Origin of the sequence: Streptomyces sp. BR1 (assembly GCF_052373795.1) — a bacterium.
Taxonomy (GTDB): domain Bacteria; phylum Actinomycetota; class Actinomycetes; order Streptomycetales; family Streptomycetaceae; genus Streptomyces.
On record NZ_CM126252.1, the window covers coordinates 2058655 to 2081337 of the forward strand.

Genomic DNA, 22683 nt, shown 5'->3' on the forward strand with positions numbered 1-22683 from the left:
CCGCCTCAGCGCATCAGCACCCCCGCGCCCTCCCCCGTGGTCTCCGTGGGCAGGGCGACCAGACCGAGATCGGCTCCGGTGGCGAGCAGGCGGTGGGCGGGAAGGACCCGGACCGTGTAGCCGTACGCGCCGGTCCGGTCCAGTGCCAGCGGGCCCTCGTACACCCAGCGGCCCTCCAGGTCGGGGCCGCTCGCGGGCTTCAGCGCGACGGTGCGGGCCTCCCCGATCGTGTCGGCGGCGTCCACCCGGCCCGCGACCGCCTGGACCTCGACGTCGTCCGGCTGCAACCCGCCGAGGCGGACGCACACCCGCAGCGACAGGGTGGAGCCGAGCTCGGCGTTGCCGTTGAGAGCGGTCGCCGCCAGCGCCTCCACATGGTCGACGCCGACCTGCGGCCAGGCCCCCCGCACCCGGGACTTCCAGGCCGCCAACTCCCGTGCCGTGGCGTGCTCAAGGGAACGGTGGGCGCGGGCGGCGGGCGCGTAAAGACGCTCCACGTACTCCCGCACCATCCGCCCCGCCAGCACCTTCGGCCCCAGCGCGGCCAGGGTCTCGCGGACCATCTCGATCCAGCGGCCGGGCAGTCCGTCCGCGCCCCGGTCGTAGAAGCGCGGCGCGACCCGGTCCTCGATCAGGTCGTAGAGCGCGGTCGCCTCCAGCTGGTCGCGGCGGTCCTCGTCGGTGGCCGAGCCGTCGGCGGTGGGGATCGCCCAGCCGAAGTCCGGCTCGTACCATTCGTCCCACCAGCCGTCCAGGACCGACAGGTTGAGGCACCCGTTGAGCGCGGCCTTCATCCCACTGGTCCCGCACGCCTCAAGGGGCCGCAGCGGATTGTTGAGCCAGACGTCGCAGCCGGGGTAGAGCCGCTTGGCCATCGCCATGCCGTAGTCGGGCAGGAAGACGATCCGGTGGCGCACCCGGGGATCGTCCGCGAACCGCACCAGCTCCTGGACCAGGCGCTTGCCGCTGTCGTCGGCGGGGTGCGCCTTGCCCGCCACCACGATCTGCACCGGCCGGGTCGGATGCAGCAGCAGCTCCATCAGCCGGTCCCGGTCGCGCAGCATCAGCGTCAGTCGCTTGTACGAGGGGACGCGGCGGGCGAAGCCGATGGTGAGCACGGACGGGTCGAGCACCCCTTCCACCCAGCCGAGTTCCGCCGTCCCGGCGCCGCGCCCGCGCCACGACGCGTACAGCCGCTCGCGCACTTCGAGCACCAGCTGCTCGCGCAACTCCCGCCGCAGCTCCCAGATCTCCGCGTCCGGGATGTCGGCGACCGCGTCCCAGCGGGGCGAGCCGCCGACGCTCAGCGCGTCCTCGACGCGCCCGGCCCCGACCTGGCGGGCGCCGAGCCGGAACACCTCGGGCGCGACCCACGTCGGCGCGTGCACCCCGTTGGTGACCGAGGCGATCGGCACCTCGGCGGGGTCGAACCCCGGCCAGAGCCCGGCGAACATCTCCCGGCTCACCGCGCCGTGCAGGGTGGAGACGCCGTTGGCGCGCTGGGCGAGCCGCAGCCCCATCACGGCCATGTTGAAGAGGTTCGCCTCGCCGCCGGGATAGGTCTCCATGCCCAGCTGGAGGATCCTGGCGACGTCGACGCCTTCCAGCTCGCCGTCGTCGCCGAGGTGGCGGGCGACCAGCTCGCGGTCGAACCGGTCGATCCCGGCCGGGACCGGGGTGTGGGTGGTGAAGACGGTCCCGGCCCGCACGGACTCCAGGGCCGCGTCGAACTCAAGCCCCTCACCGGCCAGTTCACGGATCCGCTCCAGACCCAGGAACCCGGCGTGCCCCTCGTTGGTGTGGAAGACCTCGGGCTCGGGGTGGCCGGTGATCCGGCAGTACGCGCGCACCGCCCGCACCCCGCCGATGCCGAGCAGCATCTCCTGGAGGAGGCGGTGCTCGCTGCCGCCGCCGTACAGCCGGTCGGTGACGTCCCGCTCGCCGGGCCCGTTCTCCTCCACGTCCGAGTCGAGCATCAGGAGCGGGACGCGGCCGACGCGCGCGATCCACACCACGGCGTGCAGCGAGCGCCCGCCGGGCAGCCGCAGCGAGATGCGCGCGGGCTCGCCGTCGCTCTCGCGCAGCAGCGCCAGCGGCAGTTCGTTGGGGTCGAGGACGGGATAGTGCTCCTGCTGCCAGCCGTCGCGCGAGAGCGACTGGCGGAAGTAGCCATGTCTGTACAGGAGTCCGACGCCGACGAGCGGTACGCCGAGGTCGGAGGCGGATTTGAGGTGGTCGCCGGCGAGGATGCCGAGCCCGCCCGAGTACTGCGGCAGCGCGGCCGTGATCCCGAACTCCGGCGAGAAGTAGGCGACCGCGCGCGGCAGCCCCTCGGGCTGTTCCTGGTACCACCGCCGCCCGCCGAGATAGTCGGCCAGGTCGTCGGCGCAGGCGGTGAGCGCCCGCAGGAAGCGGCGGTCCTCGGCCAGCGCGGCGAGCCGGGCGGCGGAGACCGCCCCGAGGAGGCGCACGGGGTCCTCCTGGGCCGCCCGCCACCCCTCGGGGTCGACGGATTCGAACAGTTCGCGGGTCTCGGTATGCCAGGACCAGCGCAGATTGCGGGCCAGTTCGCTCAGCGGCCGCAGGGGCTCGGGGAGAACGGGACGGACGGTGAATCGACGGATTGCCTTCACGTGTTCCACCTTCGCAGGGGATGTACGCAACTGGGTGCACGTACCGCTCAGTTCGTCGGTCCTTCACCCCCGACGGTAGTGGGCCCCGGCGCCGCACAACCACGGCGCACGGAAGCGGGCGCCCCCCGAGTGCGCCCTTGTGGGCTCTCCCGTCCGGGCGGCACGCTGCCAAGCGGGCCGTCCGGCGTGCGCGGAGGGGGTTCCGGGCCCGGCGGATCGGTTCCGCCGGGCGCGCGCCGGACCGAGGAGGGGAAGAGACGCCATGGGACGGACACACACCGGGCGCCTGCGCGCGGCCGGGGCGATGACCGCGCTGGCCACGGCGGCGGCGCTGTCCTGCGCGCTGCCCGCGCACGCCGCACCGCCCACACCACTCCCGCCGCCCGCGGGGCGCGTGCTCGGCGCGGACGCCCCGGGCGCGGTCGGCGGCAGCTACATCGTCACGCTCAAGGACTCCACGGGCGCGCCCACCGGGGCGGGCCGCAGCATCGCCGCCAAGTACGGGGCGCACATCAGCCGTACGTACGAAACCGCCCTGAACGGGTACGCGGTCCGGGTCGACGCCGAACACGCAGGCGAGCTCGCGGCCGATCCGGCCGTGGCGTCGGTCGTCCAGGACACGGCGGTCTCGCTCGACGACGGCGAGGGCAGCGGGGTCGCGGGCGGGACCACCCCGCCCGATCCCGCGCCGCCCCAGCAGCCGCCGGACTGGCCTCCCGGCCAGGGCGCGGGCGTCACCGCGTACGTCATCGACACCGGCATCCGCACCACGCACCGCGAGTTCGGCGGCCGGGCGAGCAGCGGCTGGGACTTCGTCGACGACGACGCGGACGCCGAGGACGGCAGCGGGCACGGCACGCATGTCGCGGCGACGCTCGCGGGCGCCACCTACGGCGTGGCGAAGCGGGCGGACGTGGTCGCGGTGCGCGTCCTGGACGACCACGGCGTCGGCACCACCGCGCAGGTCATCGCCGGGATCGACTGGGTGGCCCGCAACGCCCGCCACCCGGCCGTCGCCAATCTGAGCCTGGGCGGCGCCGCCAACCCCGAGCTCGACCAGGCCGTACGGAACGCGATCGCGTCCGGGGTGACGTTCACGGTCGCCGCCGGGAACGAGGGGGCCCCGGCCGCGCGGTTCTCGCCCGCGCGGGTCCCGGAGGCGGTCACGGTCGGGGCGAGCGACCGAAACGGCGCCCGGGCGGCGTTCTCGAACTGGGGTCCAGCGCTCGACCTGTTCGCGCCCGGCGTCTCCATCACCTCCGCATGGAACACCGACGACACCGCGACCAGGACCCTGACCGGCACCTCGATGGCGGCCCCGTACGCGGCGGGCGCGGCGGCGCTCTATCTGGGCGGCCACCCGTCGGCGACTCCGGCCGAGGTCAGCGACGCGCTGGTGGCCCGCTCGGCCACCGGGAGGATCACCGACGCGGGCCCCGGCTCCCCCGACCGGCTGCTCCAGGTCACCGGCCAGGACTGAACTCTGCGTGACCGGTCAGCACTGAACTCCCCTGACGCTCAAGGAACTTGTGGGTAGGCAAATTCTGGGGCGGTTCCGTCGAAAGACGGGGCCGCTTCGTTGCCTGAACCGTTACGCCCAGGTAGTTAACAAACCACCGGAATGCGCACTCGGACCCTGTGGAAGGCTCATCCGGTAGGACGCCGTCTGAGACACCCGTCACCCGCCACCCGAGTGAACGCGGACAGGAGCGGCCATGCCCGCAGCCCGTCAACCGTCAGCGGAGCTACAAAGAGCAGACCCCGCCACGCCCCGTACACCCCAGCCACCAGGTGAGACCGTGAAGATGCCGATCGGCCGTATCCCCGTCCTGGACGTCCGCCCCGCCGTCGACTGCGGCACGAGGCCCGCGAAGGCGGTGGCCGGAGAGACGTTCCTGGTCACCGCCACCGTCTTCCGCGAGGGCCATGACGCCGTCGCCGCCAACGTCGTGCTGCGCGACCCGCACGGGCGGCCGGGGCCCTGGACGCCGATGCGCGAGCTCGCCCCCGGCACCGACCGCTGGGGCGCCGAGGTCACCCCGGACAGCGAAGGGCGCTGGTCGTACACGGTCGAGGCGTGGAGCGACCCGGTCGCCACCTGGCGCCACCACGCCCGCATCAAGATCCCGGCGGGCCTGGACACCGAACTGGTGCTCGCGGAGGGCGCCGAGCTGTACGAGCGGGCCGCGCCCGGAGTGCCCAAGGACGAAGGGCGCGAGGCGGTGCTGGCCGCCGCGGACGCGCTGCGCGACACTTCCCGCCCGGCGCACGCCCGGCTCGCCGCGGCCCTGACCCCGGCGGCCGACGAGGCCCTGTCCCGCCATCCGCTGCGCGAACTGGTCAGCGCCTGCGAGCCGTTGCCGCTGCTCGTGGAGCGCGAGCGGGCGCTCTTCGGCTCCTGGTACGAGCTGTTCCCGCGCTCCGAGGGCGCGGTGGTCGAGGCCGGGAAGCCGCCGGTGAGCGGCACGCTGCGGACCGCTGCGGAACGGCTGCCGGCGGTCGCCGCGATGGGCTTCGACGTGGTCTATCTGCCGCCCGTCCACCCCATCGGCACCACCTTCCGCAAAGGCCGCGACAACAGCCTGGCGGCGGCGCCCGGTGACGTCGGCGTGCCCTGGGCGATCGGCTCGCCGGACGGCGGCCACGACGCCATCCACCCGGACCTCGGCACCCTCGACGACTTCGACCACTTCGTGGCGACGGCCCGCGATCTGCGTATGGAGGTCGCCCTCGACTTCGCGCTCCAGTGCTCGCCCGACCACCCCTGGGTGGACAAGCACCCCGAGTGGTTCCACCACCGGGTGGACGGCACCATCGCATACGCCGAGAACCCGCCGAAGAAGTACCAGGACATCTATCCGCTCGCCTTCGACCGCGACATGCCGGGCCTGGTCGCCGAGACCGTGCGGCTGCTGCGGTTCTGGATGGACCACGGGGTACGGATCTTCCGCGTCGACAATCCGCACACCAAGCCGGTGGTGTTCTGGGAACAGGTGCTGGCCGAGGTCAACGGCACCGACCCCGATGTCGTCTTCCTGGCCGAGGCGTTCACCCGGCCCGCGATGATGCACACCCTCGCCAAGGTCGGCTTCCAGCAGTCGTACACGTACTTCACCTGGCGCAACTCCAAGCAGGAGCTCACCGACTACCTGACCGAGCTCTCCGGTGAGAGCGCCGCGTACATGCGGCCCAACTTCTTCGTGAACACCCCGGACATCCTGCACGCCTACCTCCAGCACGGCGGCCGCCCCGCGTTCGAGGTGCGGGCGGTGCTCGCCGCCACGCTTTCGCCCAGCTGGGGCGTGTACGCGGGGTACGAGCTCTGCGAGAACACCGCGCTGCGCGACGGCAGCGAGGAGTACCTGCACTCCGAGAAGTACGAGCTGCGGCCCCGCGACTGGGCGGCGGCCGAGCGCGACGGGCGCTCCATCGCCCCGCTGATCACCGCGCTCAACCGCATCCGCCGGCACCACCCGGCGCTGCGCCGGCTGCGCTCGGTCCGCTTCCACGCCACCGACAACGACGCGGTCATCGCGTACAGCAAGCGCTCGGGGGCCGACACCGTCCTGGTGGTCGCCAACCTCGACCCCCACCACACCCAGGAGGCCACGGTCTCGTTGGACATGCCGGAACTCGGCCTCGAATGGCACGAGACCGTCCCGGTGCGCGACGAGCTCACCGGTGAGACCTACCACTGGGGCAGGGCCGACTACGTGCGCCTAGAGCCGGGCCGCGCGCCCGCGCACGTGCTGGCCCTGCGACCGTCCCCTGCGATCGGAGGGTCACCCACACCATGATCGTCAACGAGCCCGTCCACGACACCTTCGAGGACACTCCCGCCAAGGACCGCGATCCCGAGTGGTTCAAGCGAGCGGTGTTCTACGAGGTGCTCGTCCGGTCCTTCCAGGACAGCAACGGCGACGGCGTCGGGGATCTCAAGGGCATCACCGCCAAACTGGACTACCTGCAGTGGCTGGGGGTGGACTGCCTGTGGCTTCCGCCCTTCTTCAAGTCCCCGCTGCGGGACGGCGGTTACGACGTCTCGGACTACACCGCGGTACTCCCCGAGTTCGGCGACCTCGCCGACTTCGTGGAGTTCGTGGACGCCGCCCACCAGCGCGGCATGCGCGTGATCATCGACTTCGTCATGAACCACACCAGCGACCAGCACCCGTGGTTCCAGGAGTCGCGCAAGGACCCCGAGGGCCCGTACGGCGACTACTACGTCTGGGCCGACAACGACAAGCAGTTCCAGGACGCCCGGATCATCTTCGTCGACACCGAGACGTCCAACTGGACCTTCGACCCCGTCCGCAAGAAGTACTACTGGCACCGCTTCTTCTCCCACCAGCCGGACCTCAACTACGAGAACCCGGCCGTCCAGGACGAGATCCTGGCCGCCCTGCGGTTCTGGCTGGACCTGGGCATCGACGGCTTCCGCCTGGACGCCGTCCCGTACCTCTACCAGGAGGAGGGCACCAACTGCGAGAACCTGCCCGCCACCCATGAGTTCCTCAAGCGGGTCCGCGCCGAGATCGACGCGAGCTACCCGGACACGGTGCTGCTGGCCGAGGCCAACCAGTGGCCGGAGGACGTCGTCGACTACTTCGGCGACTACGCGGCGGGCGGCGACGAGTGCCATATGGCGTTCCACTTCCCCGTGATGCCGCGCATCTTCATGGCCGTGCGCCGCGAGAGCCGCTACCCGGTCTCCGAAGTACTGGCCAAGACCCCGGCCATCCCCAAGACCTGCCAGTGGGGCATCTTCCTGCGCAACCACGACGAGCTGACCCTCGAAATGGTCACGGACGAAGAGCGCGACTACATGTACGCGGAGTACGCCAAGGACCCCCGGATGCGCGCCAACATCGGCATCCGGCGCCGCCTCGCCTCCCTGCTGGACAACGACCGCAACCAGATCGAACTGTTCACCGCCCTGCTCCTGTCGCTGCCCGGCTCGCCGATCCTCTACTACGGGGACGAGATCGGGATGGGCGACAACATCTGGCTGGGCGACCGGGACGCCGTACGGACCCCCATGCAGTGGACGCCCGACCGCAACGCGGGCTTCTCGTCCTGCGATCCAGGACGCCTCTTCCTTCCCACGATCATGGACCCCGTCTACGGCTACCAGGTCACCAACGTCGAGGCGGCCATGGCGTCGCCGTCGTCGCTGCTGCACTGGACCCGCCGGATGATCGAGATCCGTAAGCAGAACCCCGCTTTCGGACTCGGCTCGTACACCGAACTCCAGTCGTCCAACCCGGCGGTCCTGGCGTTCCTGCGGGAGGTACCTGCTGTTGACGGCGGGGGCGACGACCTGGTGCTCTGCGTGAACAACTTCTCGCGGTTCGCCCAGCCCACCGAGCTGGATCTGCGGGCGTTCGCCGGCCGCCATCCGGTGGAGCTGATCGGCGGGGTGCGGTTCCCGGCCATCGGCCAGTGGCCGTACCTGCTCACCCTGGCGGGGCACGGCTTCTACTGGTTCCGGCTGCGCAAGGACTGCATCGTGATCGGTTAGCCACCACCCACCGAGGGCCCCTTTCGGGCGGCCCCGGACGGGCCGGTTTCCTCCGGCCCGCCCGGGGCACTCTCCTCAGCGACGCTCCGGACCGCTCTCCCAGAGGCACGCCGGAGGCCCCGCGCGCCGCCGGACAGCCATTGCCGCAATCCGGGACACTCTGCGCACATCCTGCTGTGAGCCCGGGGAAAGGACGCGCTGCCATGCCCAAGGCCGCACCCACCCTGACTCCCGTCGCGCTGCTCCCCTCGCTGGCGCCGCTGCTGCACGAGTGGCTGCCCCGCCAGCGCTGGTTCGCGGGCAAGGGCCGCCCGGTCACCGGCTTCTCGCTCACCTCCGTCACCGAGCTGCTGCCCGGCTGTCTGCACCTGCTCGTACGAGCCGAGCAGCCGAGCGCGACTGCCGCCCCCGATCCCGGCGACGTCTACCAGCTGCTGCTCGGCGTACGGAAAGTGCTGCCGCCACCGCTCGCGCCCGCGCTCGTCGGGCACGCGAGCGCCGGACCGCTGACCGGGCTCACCGTGTACGACGCACTCCAGGACCCCCAGATCGCCGCCCTCCTCCTGGAACGGCTGCGCACCCCGGGACGCCTGGGACCGCTGCGCTTCGGCTGCGACGCGACCGTCCCCGTTCCGGCCGGACTCGCGCCCCGCCTTCTGGCCGTCGAGCAGTCCAACTCCTCGCTGGTGTACGGAGATACGTTCATCCTCAAGGTATTCCGTCGGATCCACTTCGGGGTCAACCCCGACCTGGAACTTCCGCTGGTCCTGGCCCGGCACGGGTGCGCCCGGGTGCCCGCACCGGCGGCCTGGATCCAGACGGACCGGCCCGAGGAAGCAACGCTCGCGGTGCTCCAGCCGTTTCTGCGCGGCTCGCAGGACGGCTGGCAGCTCGCGCTGCGCGCGCTCGCCGAGCAGCGCGACTTCACCGCCGAGGCGCACGCGCTCGGCCGCGCCACCGCCGAGGTGCACACCGCGCTCGCGGCAGCGCTGCCGGTGGTCACGCTCGGCCGCCCGCAGACCGAGCTGCTGGCCACCGCGATGCGCGAGCGTCTGGAGGCCGCCGCCCGGGCGGTGCCGGCGCTGCGGCCCCATGTGCCGGGACTGCGGGCCGCGTTCGACGCGGTGACGGCGGTGTGCGGACCCCGGCCCGCCCAGCGCGTCCACGGCGATCTGCATCTGGGCCAGACCCTGCGGGCATCGGGCGGGCAGTGGTCGGTCATCGACTTCGAGGGCGAGCCCGCCCGGCCGCTGACCGAGCGCCGCCGCCCGCAGCCGCCGGTCCGGGACGTGGCGGGCATGCTGCGCTCCTTCGACTACGCGGCCCGCACGCTCCCGCAGGCCCCCGACCCCGGCCACACCCAACGGGCCCCGCAGCCCTGGCGCCTGGAGTGGACCGAGTCCTGCCGCGGCGCCTACTGCGCCGGTTACGCGGCCGCTTCCGGCACCGATCCGCGCGACGAGCCCGAGCTGCTGCGGGCGTACGAGACCGACAAGGCGGTGTACGAGGTGCTGTACGAGGCCCGCCACCGCCCCGACTGGCTGGCCGTCCCCATGGCGGCCGTCCGCCGCCTGGCCGGCACCTGACCCCACCGCCCCCGATTCCCCCCACCCCGAGGAGGCCGTACCCGTGACCGCCCGCCCGCCGACCGGCGACAGCCCGAAAACCCCCGACCGCCGCACGCGCAAGAGCGCCGCCGAGAAGTCGAAGCCCGCGGCGAAGCCGACGCCCAAGCGCGCGGGGAGCCATGGCGTACGGGCCGCACGGCCGCTCGGCGCCGACGACCGCGCGCGGCTGCTCGCCGGGGCGCACCACGATCCGCACGCGCTGCTCGGCGCCCACTCCGTGCGCGGCGGTATCGCCTTCCGCGTGCTGCGCCCGTACGCGCAGGCCGTGACCGTACTGGCCAAGGGGCTCAGGGCCGAGCTGCACGAGGACGGCGACGGGCTGTTCAGCGGGGTGCTGCCGCTGCGCGAGGTGCCCGAGTACAAACTGCTGGTCACCTACGACGACAACGAGATCGAGGCCGAGGACCCGTACCGCTTCCTGCCCGCGCTCGGCGACCTCGATCTGCATCTGATCGGCGAGGGCCGCCACGAGGAGCTGTGGACGGCGCTCGGCGCGCGCCCGATGACCCACCAGGGCGTCGCGGGCACCCGGTTCACGGTGTGGGCGCCCAACGCGCTCGGCGTCCGCGTGACCGGGGACTTCTGCTACTGGGACGGCACCGCGCACCCCATGCGCTCGCTCGGCTCGTCCGGCGTGTGGGAGCTGTTCCTGCCGGGCATCGGCGACGGCGCGCTCTACAAGTTCGACATCACCCGCCCCGACGGCTCGCACACCCTGCGCGCCGACCCGATGGCCCGGCGCACCGAGGTGCCGCCCGCGACCGCGTCGATCGTGACCGAGTCGCACCACGAGTGGCAGGACGAGCGCTGGATGGCGGCACGCGGGGACCGCCCGGTGCACGAGTCCCCGTTCTCGGTGTACGAGGTGCACCTCCCGTCCTGGCGCCCAAGGCTGACGTACCGTCAGCTGGCCATGCAACTCCCCTCGTACGTACGCGACTTGGGCTTCACCCACGTAGAATTCCTGCCGGTCGCCGAGCACCCCTTCGGCGGCTCGTGGGGCTACCAGGTGACCGGCTTCTACGCCCCCACCGCCCGGATGGGCACCCCCGACGACTTCCGCTTCCTGGTGGACGCGCTGCACCGGGCCGGCATCGGCGTGCTCGTCGACTGGGTGCCCGCGCACTTCCCGAAGGACGACTGGGCGCTGGCGTCCTTCGACGGGCGCACGCTGTACGAGCATGAGGACCCCGCGCGCTCCGAGCACCCCGACTGGGGCACCCTCGAATTCGACTACGGCCGCAAGGAGGTCCGTAACTTCCTGGTGGCCAACGCGACGTACTGGTGCCAGGAGTTCCACATCGACGGCCTGCGGGTGGACGCGGTCGCCTCCATGCTCTACCTGGACTACTCGCGCGAGCACGGCGAGTGGGCCCCGAACGAGCACGGCGGCCGGGAGAACCTGGACGCGGTGGCCTTCCTCCAGGAGATGAACGCCACCGTCTACCGCCGCTGCCCCGGCGTGATCACCATCGCGGAGGAGTCCACCGCCTGGGACGGCGTGACCCGCGCGACCCACCACGTGGGCCCCGGCGGCTTCGGCGGCCTCGGCTTCGGCCTGAAGTGGAACATGGGCTGGATGCACGACTCGCTGGGCTACGCGGCCCATGAGCCGGTCCACCGCAAGTACCACCACAACGAGATGACGTTCTCGATGGTGTACGCGTACAGCGAGAACTACGTCCTGCCGATCTCGCACGACGAGGTCGTCCACGGCAAGCGCTCGCTGGTCTCCAAGATGCCCGGCGACTGGTGGCAGCAGCGCGCCACCCACCGCGCCTACCTCGGCTTCATGTGGGCGCACCCCGGCAAGCAACTCCTCTTCATGGGCCAGGAGTTCGCCCAGGGCGCGGAGTGGTCGGAGACGACCGGCCCCGACTGGTGGCTGCTCGACCCGTCGTACTCGGCCGAGCCGGACCACCGGGGCGTGCGCGACCTGGTCCGCGACCTGAACACGGTCTACCGCGACGCCCCGCCCCTGTGGCAGCGCGACACCGACCCCGGCGGCTTCGCGTGGGTGGCGGGCGACGCGGCGGAGGACAACGTCTTCGCCTTCCTCCGCTACGACACCACGGGCGCGCCCCTGCTGGCCGTCTCCCACTTCTCCCCGGTGGTGCGCCACGACTACCGCTTGGGCGTCCCCGACACCGTCCCGGCCTGGACGGAGGTCCTGAACACCGACGCGACCCGCTACGGAGGCGGCGGCGTCGCCAACCCCGACCCCCTCAAGCCCGACTCCGTCCCCGGCAACGGGCAGCAGGTCAGCATCCAGCTGACCCTGCCGCCGCTGGCTACCGTGTGGCTGCGGCCGGTGTGAGCGCTTCTTCCAATGCTTTCGGCAGCGGCGCCGAGTGGAGCACGCCGAGCCGCTGAGTGGCCCGGGTGAGCGCCACGTACAGATCACTCACGCCGTACTCACCCGGCTCCACCACCAACACGGTGTCGAATTCGAGCCCCTTGGCCTGCCGGGGGTCGAGCAGGACGACCGGACGCGTCAGATCGGGCTCGCCCGCCGGGATGTCGGGCAACGCGGCGGCGAGGGAGGGGTGGAGAGTGCGCGGCGCGATGACGGCGAGCCGCCCCACCTCGGGCGTCTCCTCCTTCACGGCGTGGGCGACGGCCTGGGCGAGGTCGTCGGCCGCGCGCACCCAGGGCCGAACTCCGGTGGACCGTACGGAACTGGGAGGCTCAAACCCCGGATCCTCGGCCCGCCAGACCTGAGCGGCCACCTCCATAATTTCAGCAGGCGTACGGTAGTTGACCCCGAGCCGGACATGCTCCCAGCGGTCCTCCACGTACGGTTCGAGGATCCGCTGCCAGGAGCCGACGCCGGCCGGTTCGGCGGTCTGGGCCGGGTCGCCGACCAGCGTGAACGAGCGGGTCGGGCAGCGCCGCATCAGCAGCCGCCAGGCCATCGCGGAGAGCTCCTGCGCCTCGTCGACGATGATGTGGCCGAACGCCCAGGTCCGGTCGGCGGCGGCGCGCTCGGCCGCGCTGCGGCGGTCGGCCTCCTCGTGCCGGTCGGCGAACCGCTCGGCGTCGATGATGTCGTGCGCGGCCAGCACCTCCGACTCCTCGTCCTCGAACTCGAAGCTCTCGGAGCCCGCGGAGAGGTCGAGCACGCCCTGCGCGTAGGCGATCCGGTCCTGCCGGGCGGCCTCGGCGGCGGCGCGGGCGGCGGAGTCGTCGTCGCCGAGGAGTTCGGCGGCTTCGTCGAGGAGGGGAATGTCGGCGACGGTCCAGGGGGAGCCGGCGGGCCGCCGAATCAACTCCCCTTCATCTTCGTCCAGATGAGAGGGCTCGGCGAGAAATTCCTCGACAAGCCGCTCCGGGGTGAGGTCGGGCCAGAAGTCGTCGATGGCAGCGTGGACGGTCGGGCTGGTGGCGATCTCCTTGCCCATCTGGGCGAGGTCGTCGGGCCCGAGGAGGTTCTCGCCGCCGAAGGGGTCCGCGCCGATCCGCTCGGCGAGCTGGGCGGTGAGCGCGTCGATGATGTGGAAGGCGAAGTGGGGCCGGGCGAGGTTGTGCGGGAGCCCGCTCTCGCGGGCGCGGTGGCGCGCGTCCTCGGCCATGGCGCGCTCCAGGAACAGGGTCCCGTACCCGTCATGGTCGATCTCGGCGGCGACGTCCGGGACGGTCTGGCGGTCGCGAACTACCTGGGCGAGGACGTCGGCCATGGCGGCGCGCCCCTTTATTTCGGCGGCGGCGGGGCTGTCGACGCCGGTGGCGTGTAGGCCAGGGAAGAGCTCACCCATGGTGGACAGAAGAACCCCGGTCTCGCCCAGCGAGGGCAGCACCTCCCCGATGTACCCGAGGAAGGCGGGGTTGGGGCCGACGATCAGGACGGCGCGCCGGGCGAGCTGCTCGCGGTGCGCGTACAGCAGATACGCGGCACGGTGCAGCGCGACCGCAGTCTTGCCGGTGCCGGGCCCGCCCTCGACGACGAGGACGCCGCGCTGCGGGGCACGGATGATCCGGTCCTGTTCGGCCTGGATGGTCTGCACGATGTCGTGCATACGGCCGGTGCGGGCCGCGTCGAGGGCGGCGAGCAGTACGTCGTCGGCGTCCGCGCCCTCGTGCCCGGTACGGGCCGAGTCGGCGAGGTCGAGGATCTCGTCGTGGAGGGCGGTGACCGTGCGGCCGTCGGTGGTGATGTGACGCCTGCGGCGCAGCCCCATCGGGGTGTGCCCGGTCGCCAGATAGAACGGCCGCGCCACGTCGGCCCGCCAGTCGACGACGAGGGGCGTACGGTCCGGGTCGTCGCGGCGGATACCGATGCGGCCGATGTGGTGCGAGCGGGAGTCGGCGTGGTCGAGACGCCCGAAGCAGAGCCCGTTCTCACCGGCCTGGTACGCACTGAGCAGCCCCGACTGCTCGGCGACGATCACATCCCGCTCAAGCCGAGCCTGCTGCCCGGTCCCGACCGACCCCAACGCGACCCGGACCGACCCCTCGGCCTGCTCGCGCAGGTCGTCGAGGCGGGCGTAGAGCGCGTCGATGAATTGCTGTTCTTTCCGAATTTCCTCGGTTGACAATTCCGCTCCTGACGCGATACAGTGTTTTTCGTAAGGGCTTTGCGTGTGTTTCCAGTACACAAACACACGAAGAGTCCACTATACGCAGAGAAAAACCCCGGCCGCAATATGGACCGGGGTTTGTTGCGTATAAGGGGGTGTCTCTCCCGCTGGCCCCTACAGCACGTCTTCGAGCTCCTGAAGCAGGCGGCGCTTGGGGCGTGCGCCGACCATGGACTTCACGGGCTCGCCGGCGCGGAAGACCATGAGAGTGGGCATGGAGAGCACGCCGTACTTGACGGTCGTCTCAGGATCTTTGTCAACGTCCAGCTGGACGACCTTGAGCCGATCGCCCTCCTCGAAGGCGATGTCACGGAGCACTGGCGCGAGCTGCCGGCAGGGCCCGCACCATTCGGCGGTGAACTCCACGAGAACGGGAAGATCGGCCTCCAGAACTTCCCGAGCAAAGGTCGAATCGGTAACCACATCCACACCTGCTACTGCCTGCCCCATTGAACTCACTCCCCTGTCATCTCACATCGAGGTTCCCGCGAACCGGCCTCCAGCTCGGCCCGCGCCAATTGCGCACCGACCTGATCGCGTACGGCACTGAGCTGCCCGATCAGCCCGTCGAGCTCGGCGAGCTTGCGCCGATAGACGGCGAGCGAAGCCGGACAGGTGTCCCCCGCCGGATGCCCCGCCCGCAGACACTCCACAAAGGGCCGCGTCTCCTCCAGCTCGAACCCGAAGTCCTGAAGGGTCCGGATCTGCTGAAGCAGCCGCAGGTCCTCCTCGTCGTACGCGCGATAGCCGTTCTCCGTACGCCGCGCGGTCAACAGCCCACGCGACTCGTAGTACCGCAGAGCCCGAGTCGTGGTCCCGGCCCGCGCGGCCAGCTCGCCGATTCGCATGCTGCGACGGTAATCGTTGACGCGGACGTCAAGGCAAGGGGGTTTGTGGGGGACGGCTGCGCCGTGGCTGCTGCTCAGCGCGCGACGCCTAAGAACTCGGCGAGCTTCCGCAGGCCGGGAGGGCGGTTGGGCCCGGCCCAGAGGTCCGACACGATCGCCACCGCGAGGGTGTGGTGCCGCATCCACCCGGGTGCGACCTTCCGCAGCGATTCCAGCGCCCGTACGGCACCGGCGGCGTCCCCGATGTCGGTGTGCGCGCGTGCCACGTCCAGCAGCCGCCAGGTGCGCCACGACGGTGGGGTGTCGGCGCTGAGGCGCATGCCCTTGGCCAGGGCCAGGGCTTCCTCAGGGCGTGCGTGCTGCACGGCGAGGCGGACCCGCTCAATACGTACGGACGACTTAGAGAACACCGACACCAACTTGCCGTCGGCCGGGGGCGGAAGCTTCGCCAGACGGCCGGCCGCCCGTTCGGCGGTCCGCATCATCTCGTCGGCCGTGGCGTAGTCGTCACGCCGGGCGTAACTGGTCGCCGCCGACATGAGCAGCCCGCCCCAGACCCGGAGCCCCTCCGCGGTGTGCGTGTGGTCCCGCTCGACGCCGTCGGCGGCATGAACGGCCAGGTGGGTCGCGTCGTCGAGACGGTTCTGCCGCTGGTACGCCCACGCGACGGAGTTGGACACCATCGCTGCAAGCAGCGGATCGGACGACTGCCCGGCGGCGTCTATGGCGCGTTCCAGCGCGGACAGCGCCAGATCGGACTTGCCGAGCCGGATCGCGAGGTGGCCGCCGAGTTGCAAGGCCTTGCCCAACGCGGCCTGCCCGTCCGCCCGTTGATCGGCACTGCCCACGGCCGCCATGAGCCGCGCGTCGGCGATGATGCCGGGCAGCACATCCATGAGACGGCCGAACTCGGCGTCGTGGTAGAGGGTCCAGCCCTGCGACAGCTCGGCCCGCAGCAGGGGCAACGAAAGCTGCTCGGCGCTGGACGGCTCCGGGGGCGGGGCGAACAGCGGCGGCATGATCGCGCGGCGCACGGCGACGAGTTGAGGCGGATCGGCCTCCCCGTTGGACGGGACGCCGGGCGGATCGCCAAGGAGGGCGGTCAGCTCGGCCCCGAGCCCCTTCGACAGCGCGTGCAGCGTCGGAAGCCGCGCACTGTGCTTACGCCGCTGCTCCAGCTTCCGAATCACGTCAACAGACACACCCGACCGCTCGGCCAGCCCCTCCTGCGTCAGATCCGCAAGACGCCGCAACCTCGCCACACGATCGCCCAAGTGCTCAGTGGCCATGCGTCCGACGCTACCGCCACGGCAGCCGGTCCCGCGCACGGATGCACCGATGTACGGGCGGAGCCGCGCTCACCTCTCATCGCCGGGGAACGCGTCGAGCGCGAGGACCTGAAGGTCTTCGATCTGCTCGCGGCCGCGCGCGGCCTGCCATTCCCCGAGCCGCACGGCGGCGTCGCGCGCGACGTGCGCAAGCCAGTAGGCGACCAAGGCCAACCAAGCCCGTCAAAGTAGCCCGTTACGTCCCTGTGGCCGCCAACCCCGCGACGGGAAGATCGCAGCACGATCAGCAGCCACACAAGACGGGTGATTCGGCATGGAGATGTCGCAGTGGAAGGGCGGCTGGGACAGAGCCGCGGAGGCTACCGACGCGCTCAAGGACGCACTCGGGGCCATCGGGGCGCCGGACAGCACGAGGGCGCGACTGCGGCCCGTAGTGAGCGGCCGCGGTACGCCATGGGTCGACGTCGGGGCGATCCCTGCCGGGCTGGCGGCGAAGGTCGCGGAAGTGCTGCGAGCCGGAGCCGATCCCGCCGCTTCGCCGACGGGCCGCCCGCGGGCATCGTGACCGCCACGGCCCACCGCCTACCCCAAATACGGCGTATCCCGCCTCGCCAAGAAGTGGTCGAGCCGCAGCCGTTGGGTGTGGTGCATCGGTAGAGCGTCCAGTTCGGCGCGGGACACGAAGCGGAGTTCTGTGCTCTCGTCGGAGATGGCCAGCGTGCCTCCGGTGACGCGGGCCGTGAAGCAGATGTTGAACTGGCGGCGCACCTCGCCGTTGCTGTACGCGATCACGTGGCGCGGGTCCGTGTACGTGCCGACGAGCCCGGTGATCTCGATGTCCAGCCCCGTCTCCTCCCTCACCTCCCGTACCGCCGTGCCCGGCAGCGAGTCGGCCAGCTCCATGCCGCCGCCCGGCAGCGCCCACAGGCCGTTGTCCCGGCGCCGCAGGAGCAGGATGCGGCCGTCGCCGTCCGTGACCACGGCGGAGGCCGCCACCACCAGGCTGTTGGGCTCGGGAGCGTCGGGGTCGTCGTAGAACTCGGTCCGCGCCATGAGTTCACCCTGCCACGGGACCACCTCACCCCACCGGTCCCAACCCCCTCCCCTCCACCGGAGAAGACAGCACGATCGACGTCGTCGTGCGGCCCAGCGCCGACACCTCCGACAGGATCTCCTCCAGGTGCCCCGTGTCCGCGACCGCGACCTTGATGATCCAGCAGTCCTCGCCCACCACGTGGTGGACCTCGCGGATTTCCTGGCGGGCCATCAGCTCCAGGGTCCTGGGGTGCTTCAGGGTGTAGCCGCCGTGCGGGTTGACGCGGATGAACGCCTGGATGCCGTAGCCGAGGCGGGCCGGGTCGACGCGCGCCCCGTAACCCGTGATCGCGCCGCTCGACTCAAGCCGCCGCAGTCGTTCCGTCACCGCCGCCGGGCTCAGCCGGACCCGTCGGCCCAGTTCGCTCAGCTTGATCCGGCCCTCCGCCTGGACCACTTCCAGCAGATGCCGGTCCACCTGATCGAAGGCCGGTGAGGAATCGATGGCCGGACCCCTTGAACTCCGCGATTCCTTTGGTACAGACGCCAGTTCTCCCATGTTTCCCCCTTCAGTGCGCGCCCCGTCAACGTAACACTTGTGGACATGACACAAGAGGCAGCAAAGACACGAAACGTGCTGGTCATCGGCGGTAACCGCTACTTCGGCAAGCGGCTCATCGCCCGGCTGCTCGCCGCCGGGGACCGGGTCACCGTACTGAACCGGGGATCCGCCCCACCCCCGCCCGGCGCCGAACACCTCGTCGCCGACCGCGACGACGAGGCCGCCCTCGAAACCGCCCTCGCGCACCGCACCTTCGACGTCGTCTTCGACCAGGTCTGCTACACCCCGCGCCAGGCCGCCATCGCCCGCCGCGTCTTCGCCCACCGCACCCGCCGGTATGTACTCACCTCCACCGTCGAGGTTTACGAGTACGAGGACTCACCCCTTCCCGTGCCGGAAACCGCCCTGGATCCCACCACCGTCGACATCGACCTCGAACTTCCCTGGCACGACCCCGAGTTCCGCGGCGCCCACTACGGCGAAGGCAAGCGGCAGGCCGAAGCCGTCCTCGCCCAGAGCCCGGTCGATTTCCCGTACGTCTCCGTCCGCGTCGCCCACGTCCTCGGCGGCGCCGACGACTTCACCGGGCGCGTCGCGCACTACGCGGACCGTATCCGTAACGGCGAACCCATCGCCGTACCCGTCCGCAACCAGCCCGCCACCTACGTCAACGTCGACGAGATCGCCGACTTCCTGTTCTGGGTCGGCGGACAGGACTTCACCGGGCCCGTCAACGCCGCCTCCCACGGGCCGCTCACCACGAACGACATCGTCGACGCCATAGCCGAAAGCCGACCCGCCGCCTACCAGACCGTCGACGTCGGCGAAGTCTCCCCCTTCTCCTTCCGCCGCTCGTACGCCATGGACAACTCCCGCGCCGAACGCCTCGGCTTCGCCTTCTCCCACACCAAGGACTGGCTCACGGACGCCGTGGCCGAAACACTCGAAGCTCAGGAGGCCAACTAGCATGCAGTACCGCGCACTTGGAGATCTGAAGGTCAGCGCCATCGGTTACGGCGCCATGCCGCTCTCCATCGAAGGGCGGCCCGACGAGCGCCGCGCCGTCGCCACCGTCCACGCCGCCCTCGACGCGGGCGTCACCCTGCTCGACACCGCCGACTCGTACTACGCCCCCGGCGGAGAGCCCGGCCACAACGAATCGCTGCTCGCCCGCGCGCTCGGCTCGTACGGCGGCTCGCTCGACGGCGTACTCATAGCGACGAAAGGGGGACGCGGACGTACGGACGACGGGGACTGGAGTGTCGACGGGCGGCCGGAGCATCTGAAGCGGGCCGCGAAGGAGTCACTGGGGCGGCTCGGTACCCACGCCATCGGGCTGTACCAGCTGCACAAGCCCGACCCCGCCGTCCCGTTCGCCGAATCGATCGGCGCGCTGCGCGAACTCCTCGACGAGGGCGTCATCCGGCTCGCCGGGATCTCCAACGTGGACGAGGAACAGATCCGGCTGGCGCGGGCCATTCTCGGAGATCGGCTGGTCTCCGTACAGAACCGGTACTCCGCCGCCGTACGCGACCACGAGCCCGAGCTGCGTCTCACCGCCGAGCTGGGGCTTGCCTTCCTGCCCTGGAGTCCGCTCGGCGGGATCTCGCGCAGTTCGCTGGACGGGGCGTCGGCGGTCGCGGCCGACCCCGCGTTCGCCGGATTCCACACCGTGGCCCGCGAACGCGGCGTCAGCCCTCAACAGGTGGCGCTGGCCTGGCTGCTCGGCCGCTCGCCGAACGTCGTGCCCATCCCGGGCGGCAGCCGCCCCGAGTCCATACGGGACTCGGCCGCGGCCGCCGACCTCGTCCTCGGTGAAGAGGAACTGGCACTGCTGCCCTGACCTGTGTACGCCATCCTCAGTGGCGGCGGCGGTTGCGGATCTTCCGCACGATCCACCAGATCACCAGGACCACCAGCGCGACGAAGAGCAGGAAGATCACCAGCAGGAAGATGCCCAGCTTCTTGAGGAAGCTCTTCTTTTTCTTCTTCGGCTTGGCGAGGGTGGTGTGCGCCGACTTGTCGTACGTCACCTGCGTCGCCGCCCGAGCCGCCGCGGGCGCCTGTGCGCCCGTCGTGCGCGCCTCGGACGCCGTCGTGGACGCCGCCGCCGACACGGTACGCACCACCGCGCTCGACGGCGCCGCCTCGGCCGCCGCCGGAGCCACCAGGGCCCCGCCCAGCAGCAGGGACAGCACCACGGCCGCCTTACGCATACCCCGGATGTTCATTGCCCTCGTCGCTGTTGTCGTTGTTGTCATCGTCCGAGTCCCTTCACGTCGTCCCCACCGCGAGACCGGCCGTCGCCTCGACTTCCATCAGCGACGCGCTGTGCCGCTCCGCCTCAAAGGCTGCCCGTCCGCCGCGCAGGCCGAACAGGCGCTTGGAGAGCAGGATCCAGAGCACGGCGAGCACATTGAGCGCCAGCGTGACGATCTTGAAGGGGCTGACCTTCTCGGTGAGTTCGTAGATCTCCAGCGGAAGGAACGCCGCCGTCGCCACGACCGTCAGGTACTCCGCCCAGCGCTCGCCCCGCCACAGGCCGAACGCCTCGACGATCTCGATCAGCGCGTAGGCGAGCAGCGCCCCCGCCACGGCCATCAGCGTGGAGTGCTTGTAGCCGAACGACTTGCGGATGGAGTCGACGACCGGCGAGTGGTCCAGGTCGTAGTGGAAGTGCTGGAAGACCGGGCGGAAGACGTCCAGGTTCTCGTCGAAGAGCTGGCGCACCGAGTCCTGGCTGTTGCTGAACTTCCAGATGGCGAGCGCCACCAGGACGATGAACACCCCGCGCACCAGCCGCTCGACGGCCAGGAACCGCAGGATGAACAGGTCCCGAAGCACCTTTCCGCGCGGCACCAGCGGCGCGTCGCCCGCCGGTCCCGAGCCGTGCGGGGCGCCGAGGGCGAAGTCGCCGCAGCGCAGACAGCGCCAGGCCTCGCCGAGCCCGGTGTGGGCGTGCAGCCGGTGCTTCAGCTCCGCCTCGTGCGGCTCGTACGTCACATGGCCGCGCCGTGCGCACGTACGCCGGTCCCAGTCGATCTTCATGCTCGCCTTCATCTCCCCGTCACCCGCTTCCGGACGGACGCCCCGCACCGTAGTGGACGCCTCTCCAGACGCGCTCAGGGGGTGGCGGGTTCCCGCTGATCAGGGACTTCGGCCGGAACTTCGGAGACCGACGCAGCCCCGTGCTCGTCTCCCGACGCGAACAGCACGTCGTCGAACGGCGCCCTGCCCGCCAGGACCTCCTCCACCCGCGCCTTGTCGATCTCCTTGGTCCAGGTACCCACCAGAACCGTCGCCACCGCGTTGCCCGCGAAGTTCGTCAGCGCCCGCGCCTCGCTCATGAAGCGGTCGATGCCGACGATCAGGCCGACGCCGTCGACCAGTTCGGGGCGGTGCGACTGGAGGCCGCCGGCCAGGGTGGCCAGGCCCGCGCCGGTCACGCCCGCCGCGCCCTTGGAGGCGACGATCATGAACAGGAGCAGCGAGATCTGCTGGCCCGCGCTCAGCGGCTCGCCCATCGCGTTGGCGATGAAGAGCGAGGACATCGTGAGGTAGATCGCGGTGCCGTCCAGGTTGAAGGAGTAGCCGGTCGGGACCGTGATGCCGGCCACCGCGCGGCTGACCCCGAGGTGCTCCATCTTGGCGATCAGGCGCGGCAGCGCGGTCTCGGAGGACGAGGTGGACAGGATCAGCAGGAACTCTCGGCCCAGGTACTTCAGGAGCCGGAAGATGTTCACCCCGGCGAGGAGCCTGAGCAGGGTGCCGAGGACCACGAAGACGAAGAGCGCGCAGGTGATGTAGAAGCCGATCATGATGACGGCCAGCGATTTCAGCGCGTCCGTGCCGGTCTCGCCGACCACCGCCGCGATCGCGCCGAACGCACCCACGGGAGCGGCCCACATCACCATCGACAGGATCCGGAAGACCAGCTTCTGGATGTGGCCGATCCCGCGCAGCACCGGCTCGCCCGCCTTGCCCATGGCCTGCAGTGCGAAGCCGACGAGCAGGGCGATCAGGAGCGTCTGGAGGACCTGGCCCTCGGTGAACGCCGAGACCATCGTCTTGGGGATGATCCCGAGCAGGAAGTCGGCGGTCGACTCACTGGCGCCCGCCGCCTGCTTGGCGCCCGCGTGCCGGGTCGCCTCGGTCAGGTGCAGTCCGGAGCCCGGCTCCAGGATGTTGCCCACGATCAGGCCGATGGCGAGCGCCACGGTCGACATCACCAGGAAGTAGCCGAGCGCGAGCCCGCCGACCACGCCGACCTTGGCGGCTTTGCGGACCGAGCCGATGCCGAGCACGATCGTGCAGAAGATGATCGGCGAGATCAGCATCTTGATCAGGTTCACGAAGCCGGTGCCGATGGGCTTCAGCTCCACGGCGACGCCGGGGGCGGCGAAGCCCACCGCGATGCCGATCAGTACCGCGCCGACGACGGCGAGGTAGAGGTAGTGGGTACGGCGGTCCCCCCGGCCCTCGGGGGCCTGGGGTCGGTCCCGCCTTGCGGCTGCTGTGGTCACGGGGTGCCTCCTCGTGCTTCCCGTACGCGTCCCGCGTACGTCGGTCCACGTCCCGGTGGATCCCCGC

18 protein-coding genes are annotated in these 22683 nt (G+C 71.1%); 7 read left to right on the plus strand and 11 right to left on the minus strand.

What is annotated here, in order from left to right:
- Positions 1-5: 5 nt before the first annotated feature.
- Positions 6-2633: an alpha-glucan family phosphorylase gene (gene glgP / locus ACT1U9_RS08545; protein WP_444537754.1), complete on the minus strand. Its 2628-nt coding sequence runs from the start codon at positions 2631-2633 to the stop codon at positions 6-8.
- Between the two features lie 262 nt (positions 2634-2895).
- On the opposite strand from glgP, the gene ACT1U9_RS08550 reads away from it, so the two are divergent.
- The 5 genes from ACT1U9_RS08550 (at position 2896) to glgB (ending at position 12099) form a co-directional block, all read left to right on the plus strand.
- Positions 2896-4113 (plus strand): S8 family peptidase, encoded by a 1218-nt coding sequence (locus ACT1U9_RS08550; protein ID WP_444537755.1) that lies wholly within the window; start codon positions 2896-2898, stop codon positions 4111-4113.
- Positions 4114-4438: 325 nt separating this feature from the next.
- On the plus strand, positions 4439-6430 hold the full coding sequence (locus tag ACT1U9_RS08555) for an alpha-1,4-glucan--maltose-1-phosphate maltosyltransferase (RefSeq protein ID WP_444539044.1): 1992 nt from the start codon (positions 4439-4441) through the stop codon (positions 6428-6430).
- Entirely contained in the window at positions 6427-8154 is a 1728-nt protein-coding gene (treS, locus tag ACT1U9_RS08560) for a maltose alpha-D-glucosyltransferase (protein WP_188275668.1), read from the plus strand. The genes ACT1U9_RS08555 and treS overlap by 4 nt, the downstream gene beginning before the upstream one ends.
- Positions 8155-8357: 203 nt before the next feature.
- Complete coding sequence (locus ACT1U9_RS08565) at positions 8358-9740, plus strand: maltokinase N-terminal cap-like domain-containing protein (RefSeq protein ID WP_444537756.1); 1383 nt, start codon at positions 8358-8360, stop codon at positions 9738-9740.
- 43 nt (positions 9741-9783) lie between these two features.
- A complete protein-coding gene (glgB, locus tag ACT1U9_RS08570; protein WP_444537757.1) occupies positions 9784-12099 on the plus strand; it encodes a 1,4-alpha-glucan branching enzyme in 2316 nt (771 codons plus the stop codon).
- On the opposite strand, the gene ACT1U9_RS08575 is transcribed toward glgB, so the two are convergent.
- From ACT1U9_RS08575 to ACT1U9_RS08605, 7 genes are all read right to left on the minus strand, one after another.
- Positions 12074-14317, minus strand: a complete 2244-nt coding sequence (locus tag ACT1U9_RS08575; protein ID WP_444537758.1) for a HelD family protein — start codon at positions 14315-14317, stop codon at positions 12074-12076. The two genes, glgB and ACT1U9_RS08575, sit on opposite strands and share 26 nt — an antisense overlap.
- A 156-nt stretch (positions 14318-14473) precedes the next feature.
- Entirely contained in the window at positions 14474-14809 is a 336-nt protein-coding gene (gene trxA, locus ACT1U9_RS08580) for a thioredoxin (protein WP_444537759.1), read from the minus strand.
- Between the two features lie 5 nt (positions 14810-14814).
- Complete coding sequence (locus ACT1U9_RS08585; protein ID WP_444537760.1) at positions 14815-15207, minus strand: MerR family transcriptional regulator; 393 nt, start codon at positions 15205-15207, stop codon at positions 14815-14817.
- A gap of 74 nt (positions 15208-15281) precedes the next feature.
- The gene (locus tag ACT1U9_RS08590) at positions 15282-16496 is read right to left on the minus strand and encodes a helix-turn-helix domain-containing protein (RefSeq protein WP_444537761.1); all 1215 of its coding nucleotides are present in this window, start codon (positions 16494-16496) and stop codon (positions 15282-15284) included.
- Positions 16497-16565: 69 nt separating this feature from the next.
- Complete coding sequence (locus ACT1U9_RS08595; RefSeq protein ID WP_444537762.1) at positions 16566-16709, minus strand: hypothetical protein; 144 nt, start codon at positions 16707-16709, stop codon at positions 16566-16568.
- Between the two features lie 369 nt (positions 16710-17078).
- Positions 17079-17549, minus strand: a complete 471-nt coding sequence (locus ACT1U9_RS08600; RefSeq protein ID WP_444537763.1) for an NUDIX domain-containing protein — start codon at positions 17547-17549, stop codon at positions 17079-17081.
- Positions 17550-17574: 25 nt separating this feature from the next.
- The gene (locus ACT1U9_RS08605; protein ID WP_444537764.1) at positions 17575-18090 is read right to left on the minus strand and encodes an Lrp/AsnC family transcriptional regulator; all 516 of its coding nucleotides are present in this window, start codon (positions 18088-18090) and stop codon (positions 17575-17577) included.
- Positions 18091-18135: 45 nt separating this feature from the next.
- On the opposite strand from ACT1U9_RS08605, the gene ACT1U9_RS08610 reads away from it, so the two are divergent.
- Positions 18136-19059, plus strand: coding sequence for an NAD-dependent epimerase/dehydratase family protein (locus ACT1U9_RS08610; protein ID WP_444537765.1), 924 nt, complete (start codon positions 18136-18138; stop codon positions 19057-19059).
- 1 nt (position 19060) lies between these two features.
- On the plus strand, positions 19061-19936 hold the full coding sequence (locus ACT1U9_RS08615; RefSeq protein WP_444537766.1) for an aldo/keto reductase: 876 nt from the start codon (positions 19061-19063) through the stop codon (positions 19934-19936).
- A gap of 16 nt (positions 19937-19952) precedes the next feature.
- Here the strand turns inward: ACT1U9_RS08615 and ACT1U9_RS08620 are convergent, their stop codons facing one another.
- From ACT1U9_RS08620 to ACT1U9_RS08630, 3 genes are all read right to left on the minus strand, one after another.
- Positions 19953-20309, minus strand: a complete 357-nt coding sequence (locus tag ACT1U9_RS08620; protein ID WP_444537767.1) for a hypothetical protein — start codon at positions 20307-20309, stop codon at positions 19953-19955.
- Between the two features lie 58 nt (positions 20310-20367).
- A complete protein-coding gene (locus ACT1U9_RS08625) occupies positions 20368-21141 on the minus strand; it encodes a DUF2127 domain-containing protein (RefSeq protein ID WP_444537768.1) in 774 nt (257 codons plus the stop codon).
- Positions 21142-21215: 74 nt separating this feature from the next.
- Complete coding sequence (locus ACT1U9_RS08630; RefSeq protein ID WP_444537769.1) at positions 21216-22616, minus strand: cation:dicarboxylate symporter family transporter; 1401 nt, start codon at positions 22614-22616, stop codon at positions 21216-21218.
- Positions 22617-22683 lie beyond the last annotated feature (67 nt).